The organism is Phycisphaerae bacterium, assembly GCA_019636475.1.
Taxonomy (GTDB): Bacteria; Planctomycetota; Phycisphaerae; order UBA1845; family UTPLA1; genus JADJRI01.
Window position 1 is genome coordinate 67,743 of record JAHBXN010000010.1, and the last position, 16,884, is coordinate 84,626.

At 60.6% G+C, this 16,884-nt stretch carries 15 protein-coding genes; 4 read left to right on the top strand and 11 right to left on the bottom strand.

The window, feature by feature from the left end:
• Positions 1-27 precede the first annotated feature (27 nt).
• Together KF841_14845 and KF841_14850 are read left to right on the top strand one after the other, a co-directional pair.
• Positions 28-2,454, top strand: coding sequence for a DUF4159 domain-containing protein (locus tag KF841_14845; GenBank protein MBX3396636.1), 2,427 nt, complete (start codon positions 28-30; stop codon positions 2,452-2,454).
• On the top strand, positions 2,451-3,461 hold the full coding sequence (locus tag KF841_14850) for a glycosyltransferase family 9 protein (protein ID MBX3396637.1): 1,011 nt from the start codon (positions 2,451-2,453) through the stop codon (positions 3,459-3,461). Before KF841_14845 ends, KF841_14850 begins: the two co-directional genes overlap by 4 nt.
• A gap of 81 nt (positions 3,462-3,542) precedes the next feature.
• Here the strand turns inward: KF841_14850 and KF841_14855 are convergent, their stop codons facing one another.
• Positions 3,543-4,916, bottom strand: coding sequence for a hypothetical protein (locus KF841_14855; GenBank protein ID MBX3396638.1), 1,374 nt, complete (start codon positions 4,914-4,916; stop codon positions 3,543-3,545).
• A 399-nt stretch (positions 4,917-5,315) separates the two neighbouring features.
• Between KF841_14855 and KF841_14860 the strand changes: the two genes are divergently transcribed.
• Positions 5,316-6,344 (top strand): NAD-dependent epimerase/dehydratase family protein, encoded by a 1,029-nt coding sequence (locus KF841_14860; GenBank protein ID MBX3396639.1) that lies wholly within the window; start codon positions 5,316-5,318, stop codon positions 6,342-6,344.
• A gap of 45 nt (positions 6,345-6,389) precedes the next feature.
• Here KF841_14860 and KF841_14865 read toward each other — a convergent pair whose 3' ends face one another.
• The 6 genes from KF841_14865 to rpsP form a co-directional block, all read right to left on the bottom strand.
• Complete coding sequence (locus KF841_14865) at positions 6,390-7,346, bottom strand: ROK family protein (protein MBX3396640.1); 957 nt, start codon at positions 7,344-7,346, stop codon at positions 6,390-6,392.
• 37 nt (positions 7,347-7,383) lie between these two features.
• Complete coding sequence (locus KF841_14870; protein MBX3396641.1) at positions 7,384-8,157, bottom strand: TatD family hydrolase; 774 nt, start codon at positions 8,155-8,157, stop codon at positions 7,384-7,386.
• Positions 8,158-8,277: 120 nt separating this feature from the next.
• Positions 8,278-8,658 (bottom strand): YraN family protein, encoded by a 381-nt coding sequence (locus KF841_14875; protein ID MBX3396642.1) that lies wholly within the window; start codon positions 8,656-8,658, stop codon positions 8,278-8,280.
• A 90-nt stretch (positions 8,659-8,748) separates the two neighbouring features.
• Positions 8,749-9,186, bottom strand: coding sequence for a 50S ribosomal protein L19 (gene rplS / locus KF841_14880; GenBank protein ID MBX3396643.1), 438 nt, complete (start codon positions 9,184-9,186; stop codon positions 8,749-8,751).
• Positions 9,187-9,189: 3 nt separating this feature from the next.
• Positions 9,190-9,984 carry a tRNA (guanosine(37)-N1)-methyltransferase TrmD gene (gene trmD / locus KF841_14885; protein ID MBX3396644.1) on the bottom strand — a complete coding sequence of 265 codons (795 nt, stop codon included), beginning with the start codon at positions 9,982-9,984 and terminating at the stop codon, positions 9,190-9,192.
• A gap of 66 nt (positions 9,985-10,050) precedes the next feature.
• The gene (gene rpsP / locus KF841_14890) at positions 10,051-10,320 is read right to left on the bottom strand and encodes a 30S ribosomal protein S16 (protein ID MBX3396645.1); all 270 of its coding nucleotides are present in this window, start codon (positions 10,318-10,320) and stop codon (positions 10,051-10,053) included.
• A 246-nt stretch (positions 10,321-10,566) separates the two neighbouring features.
• Here rpsP and ade point away from each other — a divergent pair, with 246 nt between their 5' ends.
• Positions 10,567-12,297: an adenine deaminase gene (ade, locus tag KF841_14895; protein ID MBX3396646.1), complete on the top strand. Its 1,731-nt coding sequence runs from the start codon at positions 10,567-10,569 to the stop codon at positions 12,295-12,297.
• Positions 12,298-12,341: 44 nt separating this feature from the next.
• Here the strand turns inward: ade and KF841_14900 are convergent, their stop codons facing one another.
• The 4 genes from KF841_14900 to KF841_14915 all read right to left on the bottom strand — a co-directional run bounded on the left by KF841_14900 (position 12,342) and on the right by KF841_14915 (position 16,801).
• Complete coding sequence (locus KF841_14900; protein ID MBX3396647.1) at positions 12,342-12,605, bottom strand: hypothetical protein; 264 nt, start codon at positions 12,603-12,605, stop codon at positions 12,342-12,344.
• A 12-nt stretch (positions 12,606-12,617) separates the two neighbouring features.
• On the bottom strand, positions 12,618-13,493 hold the full coding sequence (locus tag KF841_14905; protein MBX3396648.1) for a DUF58 domain-containing protein: 876 nt from the start codon (positions 13,491-13,493) through the stop codon (positions 12,618-12,620).
• On the bottom strand, positions 13,490-14,602 hold the full coding sequence (locus KF841_14910) for a MoxR family ATPase (GenBank protein MBX3396649.1): 1,113 nt from the start codon (positions 14,600-14,602) through the stop codon (positions 13,490-13,492). Before KF841_14910 ends, KF841_14905 begins: the two co-directional genes overlap by 4 nt.
• 138 nt (positions 14,603-14,740) lie before the next feature.
• A complete protein-coding gene (locus KF841_14915; protein ID MBX3396650.1) occupies positions 14,741-16,801 on the bottom strand; it encodes a hypothetical protein in 2,061 nt (686 codons plus the stop codon).
• Between the last annotated feature and the right edge of the window lie 83 nt (positions 16,802-16,884).

Genomic DNA, 16,884 nt, shown 5'->3' on the forward strand with positions numbered 1-16,884 from the left:
CCGAAGCGCTCCGACGAACCGCCCAACATGACTAACCGGATTACGAATAAGACATGGATAGCACTCATCGCGATTGCAATCGCGCAGCCGCAGAAATTGCGCAGCGCGGAACTCGGCGATCGCGTAGATCAGGCGATCGCACGCGGCATCGAAGCGATTCTGAGCAAGACGGTTGAGAACGACGTGATTCAGTATCACGACCGGAATCCGCAAGGGCCGCTGCTGACCGTCACCGGGAATGTGACACGGGTTCTCGAAGGCTCTTTGAAGTTTGAGACAACCGACGGGAGGAAGCTGACGATTCCCCGCCGCCTCATCAAGGCCTGGTCGCGAGCGGGTTACGTAAAGTCCGAACTGCCCGAGGCCGCATTCGGTGGACCGACGGCATTGGCCGCGCTCGCCCTGCTCAGCGCCGGCGCGGACCCGACGCAGGGGCAGATGAAGCGCATCATCGACGCGTTGTCGTATGACGAGGCGCGAGAAGCGGGCACGTACGTGCGCAGTCTCCGCGCGAGCGTGTGGAGCCTGATGCTTGACCGTAAGCTCAGCGCCGCCAGCCGGAGACGATATGCACGCCTCCTTGCCCAGGACGTCAACTGGCTGCTTCGCGCGATGGGTCCCAACGGCGCGTTCGACTACGGTCAGGGTTTTGCCGGCGGCGACAACTCCAACACGCAGTTTGCGAATCTCGGTTTGTGGGCCGGCTCGATCGGCAACATCGAGATCGCCAATCGCCAATGGCAGCTTCTGGGCGATTGGTGGATGAAGTCGCAGCACCCAGGGGGCGGCTGGTCATATCGCCAGAAAGGCAGGCCGACGCCGTCGATGACGGTCGCGGGGTGCAACAGTCTATATATTCTCCTTGATCGCTATTACGCTCGCGCCGACCGACCTTACGAATACTTCAAGGGGGTTGTGCCCAACAAAAGCTTGCGAAAGTCGATGGAACGCGTCTACCGGGCGATTGAGGACGGCAATCGATTCCTCGAGTTGAATCCGCCGGACGTCAGACAGACCTATGGCTATGAGTTGTTCGGCCTGGAGCGACTGGGCCTTGCGAGCGGGCGGTCGCACATCGGCGGCGTCGAGTGGTTCAAGCGATATGCCGGTGAGGTGGCGGATCGGAAATGGAGCGGTGAAGTCATTTCGGATTCGTTCGCTCTGATTTTTCTTGTTCATGGCGCCGCTCCGGTACTCTTCCAGAAACTAGAGCACGATCAGGACGCGAACGAATGGAATTACTATCACCGCGATCTGTACACGCTCTGTCGGTACATGTCGTCCACATTCGAACGCCTTTACCGCTGGCAGCGCATCCCTCCGAACGCGACACTTGAGAATCTTGAAGACGCGCCTTTCCTTCTTATCAGCGGCCATGCGGCATTGACACTGTCGGACACCATGCGTTCACGCATTCGGGAGTATGTCGATCGCGGCGGGACGGTTTTTCTTCATGCGGACCGCCGCGGCAAGCCGTTCATCCAGAGCGCGACGCGGATATTTGAGTCGATTTTTGCCGATCTCGATCTGCGCTTTCGCGAACTGGATCCGACGCATCCGCTGTACTCCTGCCACTTCGGCACCGACGAGCAAGGGTGGAAGCGACCTATTCCGCTTCGGGCGCTGGCCGATGGACCTAGGCTGCGCGTGATCCTTTGCCCGGTTGATATCGCCGGCGCGTGGCACCAGGATCGGCGTCAGCACGAGGAGCTGTTTCAAATCATGGCGAACATCCGTGTTTATTGCGCACCGCCGCACAATGAGCTGCCTCGCGTATTAAGGCGGGAGCCGGCCCCGCTGTCGCCGGCGCCGCCGCGCGGCAGCTTTTCGATCAAGCGTTGGAGTTTCGCGGGAGACTGGACCGCGCACCGGGGCGTCTGGTCGCGGCGCGCTGATTCCCTCCGCCTCAGGACGGGACTGACGATTTCAGCGGACGAGACGAGCGAAATACTCGATGCCGCGAATCTGGCATCGGTCGAAGTGGTGCATTTGGCTGTGCGCAGTCAAGTGACTCTGCATGAACATGACATCGCCGCGCTGCGCGCTTTCGCCGAATCGGGTGGAATGATTCTCATCGAATCGGCAGACGGTCAACCGGACGGAAACGCCGCGGTTCGCAAGCTGGTTGATTCGCTGCCGATCGGGGAAAAGGGAATCCTGAAGCCTGAACACGCGTTGGCAACCGGACAATTTGACGGCGGGCGGCCGCTGACCGAACTCAGCCCGACGCCGGAAGGTGCGGCGCTTCGTCGAGAAGGCGCACCGCCTCCGATCATTACACGAACGATTAACGGCAGGCTGGCCGTTGCGGCTTGCCCTTTTGATCTGTCCGCAGGGCTTGACCAGTCATTCATCTGGCGACGTGTGGGCTACACGCCCGAGTCCACGGAGCGGATCGTCGACAACATTCTGCTTTACTGCGCGGACCGACGCCGGAGCGAAAGACGACCGTGAGCTCCATTCGAAAAAGCCGCGACCCGGATGACAGGCGCGCTGTCATACTTCATTCCGGCGCGCTGGGGGACACCTTACTGATGCTCGTGTTCGCGCAAGCCCTGCGACACATGATCGAACAGCAAATCTCCATCGTGGCTCGCGGCGAATTCCAGAGCCTGGTGGGATGCGCGACGGAATCCCGGCGATTTCACGACATCGACACAGGTGGATTTCATGCCCTGTTTTCCGAAGATGCCCCGCTGTCCGCCGAACTATGTGAATCGATGAAAAACGTCGAGTTGGTGGTGAACATGCTGCCCGATCCTGAGGAGATCGTCGCCCGGCGACTTCGTTCGCTGAGAGTGCGACGGGTAGTGGACATCGACACGCGAGCTCGCGACGCACTGAATGGGCACATAGTCGAGCAGTGGATCGGCGACTACTGCCGCGCGACGGGTCTGAGCCACGAACACGGCACTCAATTCGAGCGGATTCTCGCGAGCACGACACCAACGATTCATCTGCCGGACGAGGCCATCCGCGCCGGTCGCGAGATTCTTGACACAACGCGAGGCATGCGGGGTTCGAGACCGTCGCTCCTGATTCATCCGGGCAGCGGCAGCCGGTCGAAGAACTGGCCGATTGAACGATTTGTCGCGTTGGCCGAGGCATGGCAAACGGCTGGCCGACGGATTGCATTCCTGATTGGTCCCGTCGAGCGGGAACAACTGGCCGCAGACATTCTTTCAGAACTGGAGCAGTGCGCGCCGCTCGTGGGGTCAACTGATCTGCGCGTGATTGCGGGTTGTCTGGTCGCGAGTGATTGCGTTATCGCGAACGACAGCGGAATCGCACATCTCACCGCTGCCGTCGGCGGGCAGGTCGTGACAATCTTTGGTCCGACGCATCCCGTCCGATGGCGACCGGTCGGCCCGCGTGTCACTGTGCTCAACCACGCCGGGGGCTGGCCAACGGTGGAACAAGTGCTTTCGGCCGCGACCACACGAGCCGTGAGCCAAGCATAAAACGCGAGCGGGCACCTTATGGCGCCCGCCCGCATTCGCTAGTTGTTCGAGTGATTCCCGCGGCGTTGCGTCGCTGCCGATTCAGCGACGGCGGCACTTCCGATTGCCGCGCCGAATGATCGGCAATCCGACAAGGGAACCGACGACCGTGAAAAGTCCACCGAGGCCGCACGCACCGGAACCGCAGGCAGAACTGGTTCCGGTTGACGAAGTCGCCGGCAAGCGGCGCAAGTAATTCGCGTGAATATAGCCAGCCACGTCTCGGCCGGCATCGTATCCATCCTCGTAGGCATAACGAAAGCAGGTGCCACCGACCACGCCAGAGAATCCAGCTTCCCTGGCAGCGCCGCTGAGGGATGTGAAGTTTCGAGTGACGCCTTCGAGGCTGTCGCTGGTCGCCGCAAATCCGATGTCATTGGAACCGTAGATAATCTCAATCATTCGGGCAGCCGCCGCGGCGTAGGCGCTGCGTGCGGAAATGTAGCCCGGCGTGGGCGGCGTCTCGATGAGCGGCGTCCATCCGGCGTCTTCATCGGTCGCGTCGTTGCCGTCGGCGCCGGCATTTCGAATGGCGGTAATCGGTCGCCAGTCGTCGAAGGCATACTTGTTGTCCCATGTGCAAATTCCGGCGTCAGCCATCGCCATTCCGATGAGCGCGAAGACTCGTGCGTTCTGCTCAACCGTGTTTCCGTTGTCCTTGGCGATGGTGATGGCGATTTCGATCCAGTGCCCCGGCGTTGTCGCAGTGCCCGGACCATCCTCCCAGAAACGAGCAAATTGAGTTTGATCGGCCGTGCGATGAACGCTGGCCACCGTACCGTAGCGGGACACCTCATCAAAATCCGCGGTGTACCGCGCGCTCGTGAGATCGGGCGGACCGGATCGCCGAAACTGCGAGCCGCTCTGCATTCCGAAGGGCAGGACTGACGCAAAATTCAACAGCTGGGCCGGCGCGTTTGACGGCGGCGTGGGCTGCCACTCTCCGGGACCGGCGCCCGGATCATAATTCAGGTTGACGGAACTGCCGTCGGCGTCTCGGGCACCGAGCAAGGCGTTCGCGATTGAGACGCCGTAGGCATCGCTCGGCGCGAAGATGAATTCCGGCAGTCCTCCAATGTAAGCGGTAACCGCCGCATCGAAGGTGGCCTGCTGACCAGGAAACAGCGCGACGAGAATTCGACGAGCAGCGGCGACGCCGGATGCATCCCGGGTTGCCCCGATTCCGGGCGTTCCCGCAGTAAGGTATGTGTCGTGCGTCGGCGAGAAAGAATTGATCGTGTCGTACATGGCGAGGTTCATCATGGCGATGGCTCGCGCGGCCTTGGGTGAGGGCATCTCAGATTCACGGATGGCATCAAGGAGAATTTCGTTCCAGTCCGTCACCACGTCGGCCCTGACCGTGTTCGCCGCCATGCCGACCGCCATCAGCACGCCCAGAATCAATCGACCTCTCATGCTATCTCCTTAGTTGCAAAATTGCAGACTTGGCACCGTGTGAATTGCATTCTCACAAATCGTGCCGTGCCCGACCAGGGCGGGCGCGCGATCAAGTCTTGCGAGGAATCGTTGCGAACCGCCGAGCCAAGCCGAGCATCATAAGTCAGACTGCCGCGGAATCAACTGTCCAGAAAAGTCCAACCCGGGCGGCGGCGTTCATGCGCATGCCAAAACACCTGTTGATGCGGCCGATTCACATCGCGAGAGGCCAACTTGCAATTCGCAGAGAGGGAGGCCGCAGGCCCGCGCAGAAATTGCCGCACTCCGGATTTCATCATAGGATGCAGCCGTGGCGGCCTGGCTCGAAGCTCACCGAACCTGCTGCATTCTCACACGGTCCGTCGAGCCCGAAGATCCATGACCGATCAGCGGCAAGGATTAAACCTGTCAAATCAAACGGCGCTCGTCACAGGCGGCGGCGGATTCCTTGGCAAAGCGATCGTGCTTCAGCTTTTGTCCGCCGGCTGCCGCGTGAGGTGTTTCTCTCGCAACGCGTACCCGGAGCTGACCGCACTCGGAGTGGAGCCGGTACGCGGCGACCTGATGGATCGCGCGGCGGTCGCGAAGGCGGCGGCCGGCTGCGACGTCGTCTTTCATGTCGCGGCAAAAGCCGGGATCTGGGGTTCGTACGACTCGTATTACAGACCGAACGTCATCGGGACGCAGCATGTCATCGACGCATGCCGCCAACAGCGCGTGCGCAGGCTCGTCCACACAAGTTCGCCCAGCGTCGTGTTCGACGGCCATGACATGGAGGGCGTGAGCGAGTCAGTGCCATATGCGTCGCACTTTCACGCGCCCTACCCGGCGACCAAGGCGGCGGCCGAGCAAGCTGTTCTGGCCGCGAACGGGCCGGAACTGGCAACAACGGCGCTGCGACCACACCTGATCTGGGGGCCGGGCGACAACCATCTCGTTCCGCGGATCATTTCGCGAGCGAAGAGGCTGCGGCGCATCGGAAGAACGAACAAGCTGGTCGACAGCGTATATATTGACAACGCGGCCGAAGCGCATGTGCTGGCGGCGGCGCGACTGGACATTGGATCGCGGGTCGCTGGGCGTGCGTACTTCATATCAAACGGGGAGCCGCGACCGATCTGGGATCTCGTCGGGTGCATCCTCGCCGCGGCGGGTCTTCCGCCGGTGACGAAGTCAGTGCCGCTTGGTGTCGCTCGCGCGGCATCGATGCTCATTGAATTGACCTATCGCTTTTTCAGAGCGGAACGGGAGCCGCCACTTACCCGATTTCTCGTGAGTGAACTTTCCACCGCGCACTGGTTTGACATCATCGCGGCTCGCCGGGACCTGGATTATCAACCGCGCGTATCGATCGCCGAAGGTCTGGACCGACTCCGCGATTGGCTTTCGTCGCGAGAAGGGAGATAGGGCGGATGCCGTGCCGGGACGACGAGATCCACGACGATCAAAGGGTCATTCCTTTTGAAAGACCGTCATGGCCGCCCCCACGAATCCCGCATCGTTGCCCAGTTGCGCGAGACGCAATTCGGGAGGCGGGCCGAGGCGTGGCGAAATCAAGGCATGGATCGCATCATTTACGCCCGAGATCAGAAAATCACCTGCTTCACTCATCCCCCCCGCCAGTACGATGCATTGCGGATCGAAGGTGTGACGCAGACCGATGCAGGCAATCGCCAGGTAGCGACAGGTTTCGGACCAGACCGATGCCGCGAGTGAGTCGCCCGATTGTGCCGCCGCAGCCACATCGGCCGACGTGACATGCCCGTTGCGATCAAGAATCGATTGAAGCGTGGAGCACTCACCAGCGGCCAACCGCTGCATCGCCAACCGGCCGGTCGCCGAAGCGGAAGCGTGTGCTTCGAGGCATCCCGCCTGCCCGCAGTTGCAGGGGAGACCTCCAGGCTGAACGATGATGTGCCCCAGCTCGCCTGCATTGCCACGTTCGCCGCGTAGCAGCCTTCCGCCAATGATGATACCTCCGCCGACTCCTGTCCCGAGCGTCAGCATGAGCATGTCTCGCACGCCTCGCCCCGCGCCACAGACGGATTCACCCAGCGCGGCCGCGTTGGCGTCGTTGTTCAGCACGACCGGCAATGTGACCAGTCGTTTCAGCCGCGGCACAAATTCGACGTGCGACCAACCCGGAAGATTGGGTGCGGAGAGAATGACACCTTCGGGCAGCCGCATCGTGCCTGGCGCGCCAACGCCGATCCCAACGGGCCGGCTGTGCCGACTTGCCGCATGATCGGAGAGGGTATTCGCAAAATCGGCAATCCGATTGATGACCGCATCAACGCCTTCGACTGCGTTGGTGGCAATCGACGTGCGATGAAGAACTTCGCCGGATTCGTCGACCAATCCGCCCTTGATGGCGGTGCCGCCCAGATCAATCCCGATTGCGAGGGTCATACGATTCCTTGCGGCGCTTTCTCATGGCATGGCCATGTTATTCGTTCGGAAGCCTGAAGAACCGCCTGGTGTTCGCAGTTGCCAGCGCTGCCAGTTCCTCTGCCGAGATGCCGCGCACCTGGGCGATGCACGCAGCGGTGTGGACGACGGTGACCGGTTCGTTGGGACGGACATTTCGCACCGGCTCGGGTGAAAGATACGGAGAATCGGTCTCAACCATGATCCGGTCGGCCGGCAATGATCTCGCGATTTCGCGCAGGCCGTCCGATCGCCTGAATGTCACGACTCCGGTCAGCGAAAGCCAGTAGCCGGCATCCAGAATGTCGTCCGCCTCGCCGCGAGTTCCCGTGAAGCAATGGAACACCGCGCCGCTCGTCGGTGCGATATCACGCAGAATTTCCATGACATCCGAATGCGCATCGCGGGAGTGTATCACAACCGGCTTGCCGACTTCGACCGCAATCTCCAGCTGTCGGCGAAAGACGCGATGCTGCGCGGCCCGATCGGAAAAGTCATAGTGATAATCCAGTCCCATTTCGCCCACGCCGAACACATCGTCACGGCGCGCGATATCAAGTAGCCGTGCATCCCATCCATCCACGGTTTTGCCCGCCTCATGAGGGTGCACACCCGCGACAACATGCACGGGGCGGTATTTGTCGCTGAGGGCGATGGCCTTCACAGCGTCCTCCAGGTCCGTGGCGATGGTGACAAACTCGGTTACGCCCGCATCGACAGCCCGATGGATTACCGCATGGACAGTGGGAAACAGCGCTTCGGACGTCAGGTGGCAGTGTGAATCGATCAGCATGGTCAGCATCCGGCGTTTACGATTCCACCGCCCAGTAAACCCCGCGCAACGGGGGACGGGGACATTGTCCCGTCAGGCCGCACACCATTGCTTCTTCGGGCAGAATCACCCGCTCGAGCGTCAGCGACACCACCTTGACGGCGGAAATGCGTCGATGATATGGCGAATCGTCGGTTCACCGACTTTCGGCATGACGACACTTACCACGTCAAACCGGCACAGAAGCCGCGGATTGCCAAGGGATTGCAGCCACATTCTGGCAGCCCGCTCGATCCGCATCCGCTTGCTCGGCGTGACGTGTTCTTCCGGGTCGGCGTGAACATTCGCCGACAGCGTCTTGACCTCCACGAAGACGATGGTCTTGCCGTCGGCGCAGATCAAATCGATCTCGCCGAAGCCGCAATGGTAGTTTTTCTCGACAATGCGAAGCCCACGTCGGCGAAGAAAAACAGCGGCGGCCTGCTCCCCACGGCGGCCGATGTCTCGACGAAACAGCGCCACGTGAACGATTCCTCGGCATCGCGTCCCAGAAAAAAAGCGTGACACACATGTGGCACGCTTTTTGAAATACCGTGAGACCCTGACGCCGGATCAGACGACGACCGGTTCAGGCTCGCTCGCGCGGTTCGGGCGAACAGATTGGGCATCGGCCGAAGCCGACTCCGTAGACGCCTTGTGACCGCCCTTTCGCTCGCGCAGCCGCCGCGCCTTGCCGACGCGATCTCGCAGGTAGTAGAGCTTCGCCCGGCGGGTCTTGCCCTTTCGTTGGACCTTGACGTGAGCGAGGCGAGGCGAATGGAGCGGGAACACGCGTTCGACGCCTTCGTTGTTAACGATTCGGCGGACGGTGAACATCTCCGAGACGCCCGTGCCTGCGCGGGCGATGACGGTACCGATGAACGGCTGCACGCGTTCCTTCGATCCTTCGATGATTCGAACGCCGACCTCGACCTCGTCGCCGATCTCAAACTTGGGTACTTCGGTCTTCAAATGCGCCGATTCAACGGCGGTGATAAACTTGTTTCGCATGACTTACTTCTCCAATCGACCGTCGGGGCGATCGTCCTCTTCCCGAAGTGTCGGCACCAAGTTCAACAAATCCGGACGCCGAACCCGAGTTCGTTCCACAGCCTGCTCACGGCGCCACGTGCGAATCCGCCCGTGATCACCGCTCATCAGGATATCCGGCACCGACATGCCCCGAAATTCGCGAGGCCGCGTGTACTGCGGATATTCGAGGAGCGCCGCGCGCTCCGTTAATTCCGTCGCATTGCCCGCCGCGACCGAACCGGCTGAATCGATCCGCCAGTTCGAAAACGACTCCTCCGCCGCGGATGCATCATCGCCGAGCACACCCGGCAGGAGCCTCACGACGGCATCGACAATTACCATTGCGGCCGCTTCACCACCGCTGAGCACGTAGTCGCCGATCGATATTTCCCGAGGGGCCAATCCGAGCCTGATCCGCTCGTCAAAGCCCTCGTAATGTCCGGCAACCAACAGCAACCGTGGGTGCGTCGCCAACTCTTCGGCGAGCCGCTGGGACATGCGTTCGCCTGCGGGCGTCAGCAGAATCCTCGTCGCGGGCTCGTTGCCGATTTGCTCGATCGCGTTGACCGCGTCGAAAACCGGCTGACACATCAGGACCATTCCGGGGCCGCCTCCGAACGGCCTGTCGTCGACCTTTCGATGCGGGTCGGTCGAGTAATCCCGGAGATTGTGACACGCGATCGACACCCGGCCGGATCGCCGAGCGCGGCCGACGATGCTTGAATCGAAAAACGGCTCGCACGCCTCCGGAAACAACGTCAGCAAGTCAATCCGCATCAGCCGTTACCCTCGCGTCCGACCGCCGCGCTGACAGCGCGCAGGCAGGGGCGGAACGCACGGCGTTCACTTCGATGCGGTCGCGGGCTTCTTAATGCCGTGCTTGCTGAGCAGTTTCTCGACCGTCGGGCTGACCTTCGCGCCCATCGAGAGCCAATGTTCGATGCGCTCACGCTTCAATGAGACCTGCTTCGCCGGATCCTTCGCAATCGGGTCGACGTATCCCAACTCCTCAATGAAGCGACCATCGGACGGACATCGCTCATCGGCCGCCCGCAATCGGAAGAACGAACGGTGCGATCGGCCAAGCCGCGTCAATCTCAACTTAACTGCCATTCAATGCCTCAACTTGCGTCAAAACGGGGTCCATCCCCGAAACTTGGGACGGCCGCGCGCCATCCGCGCGCCGGATCCATCGGGAAACCCTCCTTTATACCAGATTTCGGCATCGCTTCAACCCGCCTGGCCCCGGGTTTTTCTCAAATCGAGTCCCGAGGGGCTTTGCCCGCTTACGGCCCCTAACTCGCGTAAGTAGAATGCCAGATTGAACTTCCCGTTAATTGCACCGAGAGGAGGCGTCAATTGTCTGATAACCTGGATCGAGACCTTATCGACGTCGCCGCAGGCAGACGGCCTGCCGAATTGGTTCTCCGCAACGCGAGGCTGGTCAACGTCGTCTCCAATGAAGTTCATGACGCCGAGATCGCCCTTTTCAGAGGCCGGATCGCTGGAATCACTGGCGGCATTGAAGCCGACGAAACGCTTGATCTGCAAGGTCGGCACGTTTGCCCCGGCTTCATCGACGCGCATGTGCACATCGAGTCGTCGATGTTAGCGGTCCCAGAGTATGCGCGCGTGGTTGCGGCGTGCGGAACGACCGCAGTGGTGGCCGATCCGCACGAGTTCGCGAATGTCATGGGAGCCGCCGGCATCTCCTATGTGCTTCGGACTTCCGAGCACGCCCCGATCCGCGTTTTTGTAATGCTCAGCTCGTGTGTTCCCGCAAGTCCGCTCGAGTCGGCCGGAGCAAACATGAGCGCCGAGGACCTGCGGCCGTTTCTCAATGATTCGCGCGTGCTGGGGCTCGCGGAGATGATGAACTACCCGGGCGTCGTTCATGGTGATGCCGGCGTGCTGGCCAAGCTGGAGATGTGCCGCGGTCGAATCATTGACGGACACGCTCCGTCACTTTCCGGGCGCGATCTGAATGCGTATTGCGCGGCCGGCATCCTGAGCGACCACGAATGCATTCGTGCTGAAGAGGCAGCCGAGAAACTCCGCCTCGGACTCACCATCATGATCCGGGAGGGTTCGCAGACGCGAAATCTGAAAGCGCTTGCACCGCTCGTGACGCCCGCGACGGCCGGCCGATTTCTCTTTTGCACAGACGACAAGGACGTTCGCGATCTGCTGGATGAGGGTCATATCGACTTCATGATTCGCAGTGCAATCGCCGAGGGGCTTGATCCGATTCTGGCGGTGCGGCTGGCGACATGGAACAGCGCTCGGTACTTCGGCCTACGCGATAGCGGCGCGATTCTGCCGGGCTATCGAGCCGACCTGGTTGTGCTCGATGATCTGCGTGAATGCCGCGTCGCACAAACATACGTCGCCGGGCGGCTTGTCGCGGAGGGTGGGCGATGCATCGCGACGGCGGCGCAACCGATCGGAGATGACGGGCGAAATACGGTTCATGTGCGACCACTGACGCACAGTGACCTGCAAATCCCGGCGAGTGGAGATCAATCGTGCCATGTTCATGTTATCGAGGTGCTCGATAATCGAATAGATACCGAGCGTTCGGTCGACCACGTGACCATCCGCGGCGGTGAATTGCTCACTGATCCGGCGCGCGACCTCGCGAAGATGATCGTCGTGGAGCGACATCGATCCAGCGGCGAAATAGGGCGCGGGTTCGCCCGCGGATTCAAGCTGCACTCCGGAGCGATCGGCAGCAGCGTGGCCCACGACGCACACAATCTGATCAGTGTCGGCACAAACGATCAGGATATTCTGGCCGCACTCCAGCATATTCAACGCATGCAGGGCGGCTGGGTCGTGATTGACAAGGGGAGGGTGCTGGCCGATGTGCCGCTGCCCATCGCCGGGCTCGTCACGGACGCGCCGGCGGCCACAGCGGCGGAGCAACTACGAATTCTGACCGAGGCTGCCCGCACGCTGGGATGCGAATTCGCACAACCTTTCATGTGTCTGGCGTTCCTGAGCCTCTCGGTGATCGGGAAGTTGAAGCTGACAAATAAGGGCCTGATCGACGTGGAGAAGTTCGCCGTGACCGACCTCATCGTCTCGTAGGGCTGAGCGTACAGTCGCTTGGCGACATCATTGAAGATCGGCATTCAGCGAACGAATGGAACGGCGCGGCAAATCGTGCGGGCGTCGTTCTCGGCAGCGCAAAGAGGGCAATCGTAGCGGAATTTCACGTCCAGTTCGTCACCGATCATGACAACCAGGTCCACGTCCCGCAAAACGACCGGCACCGCCCCGCCGGGGCCGAAGTGCATCCCTACGGGGTCCCGGCCGGTCTGAATTCCCAGCGCAAATTCAACCGGCTGATCGCAAACCGAACACTGTCCCTGATAGTCCCCCGTGAACCGCTGCATGAAATCTTCCTGTCAGTATCGGCGGCCACGCAACCGGAAATACCTGGTCAATGGCTCGACAAATGATTCGCCGGTTGTCAGTGTGATGGCCGTCGTGTTCATGCGGCGAAACATGTCATCTCTTGCCGCGGACTCGCTGAGCGCGTGACGGCGGTACATCTCCCGGAAAGCCGCACTCGTGGTGTCAACAAGCACGCGGCGCCCGGACTCACCATCTTCCAGTTCGACGAAGCGCACATTGGGCAACTCGACCTCACGTGGATCGCGAACAACGATTGGAATCACGTCATGCCGCCGCCGTACAACACGCAGCGCCTTCTCGTAACCCGAATCCTGGAAGTCGCTGATGATGAAGACAACGGCTTTGCGACGCATCACATGGTTCAGGTGCTCAAGGGCGGCGGTGATATCGGTTCCGCGATGTCGGGGCTGAAATGAAAGCAAATCGCGTATGACCCGGAGCACATGTCGCGTACCTTTTGCCGGTTTGACGTGCAGTTCGATCTCATTGGAGAAGGCAATCAGCCCGACCTTGTCGTTGTTGGTGATGGCGCTGAAGGCCAGCGTTGCCCCGACTTCAGTGACCAACTCGCGCTTAAGCTGCCCGGCGGTCCCAAAGGCCTGAGAGCCGCTCGAATCCACAAGCAACATGACCGTTAATTCCCGCTCCTCGCGAAATCGCTTGATGAACGGCCGGCCGTGACGAGCGGTCACATTCCAATCAATGGATCGAATATCATCGCCGGGCTGATACTCGCGAACCTCCTCGAACTCGATGCCCTGCCCTTTGAAGGCGGAATGATACTGCCCGGCAAAGACGTCACTGGCCATATGGCTGGTGCGGATGTGGATGCGACGAATGCGTTTGAGCAGTTCGGATGCGTTCATGGAACGGCCACATGATCGAGAATCATTCGCACAATCGAATCGCTCGTCTGCTCTTCCGCCTCGGCTTCGTAGCTGATGATCACGCGATGGCGCAGGACGACAAGAGCCACATCCTTGACATCCTGCGGCGTCACGAATCCGCGTCCGGCGAGAAACGCATTGGCTTTAGCGCCCAGGGTCAGCATGATCGACGCACGGGGCGAGGCGCCATACTGGATGAGATGCCCGATATCGAGATCAGCAGTGCGGGGCTCTCGGGTGGCTACGACAAGCGAGACGATGTAATCCTTGATCTTGTCGTCGATGTAGATTTCGTCGACGACCTTCCGGGCCTTGAGAATATCCGCCGGATCCATGACCGGCGATACGCCGGATGACGTTTGCGTGACAGCCATTCGATCGAGAATCTGCCGTTCCTGCTGTGGCGTGGGATAGCTGACAGTTACCTTCAGCATGAATCGATCGACCTGCGCTTCAGGCAGGGGATAGGTGCCTTCCTGCTCGATGGGATTTTGCGTGGCGAGCACCAGGAACGGCTGCGGCAACGGATAGGTCTGGTCGCCGATGGTCACCTGCCTTTCCTGCATCGCCTCCAACAGGGCGCTCTGAACCTTCGCGGGCGCACGATTGATTTCGTCCGCGAGGATGATGTTGGTAAAAATCGGGCCTTTCTTTACAGTAAATTGCCCGTTCTGCGGCTGGTAGATCAACGTGCCGATCAGATCCGCCGGCAACAGATCGGGCGTAAACTGAATGCGCTGGAAGCCCGTATTGATCGCTCGCGCCATGGTGGACACCGCCGTGGTCTTGGCAAGTCCCGGCACGCCCTCCAGAAGAATATGTCCGTTGGACAACAAGCCGATGGTGAGGTTCTTAATCATCGCTTCCTGACCAACGATGACGCGGGCCATTTCGTCGCGCAATCGATTGAACGGGTCACTCGCGGCCCGGACCATTTCACCAATGTTCTTCACGTCGAGTTGTGACACGATCATTGCTCCGTCTGCCCGGGGTTCTCGCGGACAGGTACAAGCAGCCCCAGACAGCGGGACTGCCGCGATGTTTAACGGCTGCACATTCTTCAAGCCGTTTTGTTCGCTGGCCTGCATGCGTCAATGCCGTTGTAGACGAGTCTCGACCCGACTACCTGTCAAATCCGGGAATACGACTGTTCCGGCCGGGGCGATGAAGCGGCGGCAGCGCAGCTCAAGCCGTTTTCGGCCGGGCCGCAGCGGAGCCCGCAACCGCTAGGCCGGGACGGTTTCGTACGCCGCATTGCGAGATTTCACCTTTCGGCCGAAGACCAGCACAATGGCCAGCAGAATGATTGCGGCAATGGCGGTGCCATAATACACATTCCACGTCTTGTGATAGAAATCGGGCGCGGTCTCGATGAGGTAATAATCCAGCAAATCAGTACAGAGCAGGCCGACGACGGCTGTGACCAATGCGTACGGTAGCTGCGTCCGGACATGTCGCGCGAGGCTGCATTCAGTCGTGATGGAGGATAGCACCGTTGTGTCACTAATGGGCGAGCAATGGTCGCCGAAGACGGCGCCGGTGAGGACAGCTCCGATCGTTGCATAAAACAGCGGAATTGCCTGGCCCGTCGGCAGGTCCGCCAGAAGGCCCGCGGCGATACTGACGGCGGTCGGACAAAGAATCGACATGGTGCCCCAACTCGTGCCGGTGGCAAATGAGACAATGCAGGCCGTCAGAAAGACAGCAGTCGGAAGCATCGGGACTGCGAACTTGCCGTTGTCGGAGAGTGTTTTCAGGAAATCGGTCATGACCGGACCCAGTTCGAGGTCCTTGGTTGCCGTTGAAAGTCCCCATGCAAGGATCAGGACGATCTGCGCCCCGAAGATTCGCTGCATGCCCCCCTGCATGGCCTCCATGGTCTTGCCGAGCGACATTGTGCGGGAGAACACGGTCATCACTGCCGCCACCATCGCAGAAGTCAGTCCGGCATAAAGCAGCGCGGTGTATGAGTTCGCCTTTCCGAGCACCTGCTTGATGCTTTCCGCGATTTCCGCTACCGATCCGAACGATAGCGTGATGCCGGCTTCTGAACAGCCGTTGCGTCCGGTGATCGCCAGAAGCAGGAGCGTCATGAACACGAGCGTCGCCACCGGGAAGAAACCCAGCGCCCAATGGCTGATGTCGCGCGTCTCGGAACGGCCGCCGTTTGTTGAATTAGACGCGTTGGCACCGGCTGCGCGGAGCAGATCGGAATCCTGTCCGCCGGCGGCTTCGGCCTCGGCGCGCTTCATGGGGCCAAAGTCTCGCCCCGTCCAGGCAATTATGAATACCATCCACAACGCAAGCCACGCATAAGTGCGATAGGGAATGCTCGTCCAGAAGGCCGTCGACCCGTTCACGCCGTCGAGGAAGGCCGGGCGGTGGTCTCCCAATTCCTTGAGCCCGCCGTCCAGAAAGTTAATCTCCTGAGCCAGCCATGTTCCGATGAACAAAGACGCAACCGGAGCGGCGGTCGAATCGACGATGTATGCGAGCTTTGCACGGCTGAGACGTAGCTTGTCGAAGACCGGTCGCATCGATGGACCGAGTATCAGAGAGTTTGCGTAGTCATCGAAGAAGACTACCAGCCCGCCGACAAGCGCGCCCAACTGCCCACTGCGCGGCGTGCGCATCCAATGCATTACGCGGGCAACCATCGCGCGCGTCCCGCCATTGGCTTCGATGATGCCGATCATGCCGCCGATGAATTGCGTAAAAATAATGACCTGGAGGCGTTCGTAACCGGCTCCGACGCGATCGGTATCGCCGAAGTTGGGCGGAATGAACACTCCGATAAGGTACTGGTCCACAGCGAACATCACCATTTCGATCGGATTGTTCTGTCCTGAGTACAGGCAAAGCATGCAGGCGGCCGTCAGAATTCCGATCGCAAGCGCCGGAATGACCTGCTGAGTGATGATGGCCAGCAGGATCGCCACGATGGCGGGCGTCAGTGACCAGAGACCGTAATGCAGTCCGGCTGCCTTCGCTCGCGGTTGAGTTTTCGCTGCGGCATCGGTTGATTGTGTCGCGAGTTCGTCCGCCTCAGTTGCCACGACCGTCGGGGATGATTCTCCCGGCGCGTCGGCAATCACAGATTCGGCCGCTTCGGATTGATGTGCCGAGTCGACTGCTCTTTCAGCGCGAGAAGTAACATCGGAATTTGCGGTGGAGGTCGTCGGCTGGGGTTCAACGGGGACGGTCTGCCCCATGGCGAAGGGCAGGACGAAGAGCACGGCAACGACCGGCACCAGCCAGTATCGCCTGCATCGCGTGGGACCAAGCATGAAAACGCCTCGATTCACGGAGCGGCACTCTACTCCCACCGGCCGATGTTTTCAATCGACACCCCGCTCGTTACCATGACTCA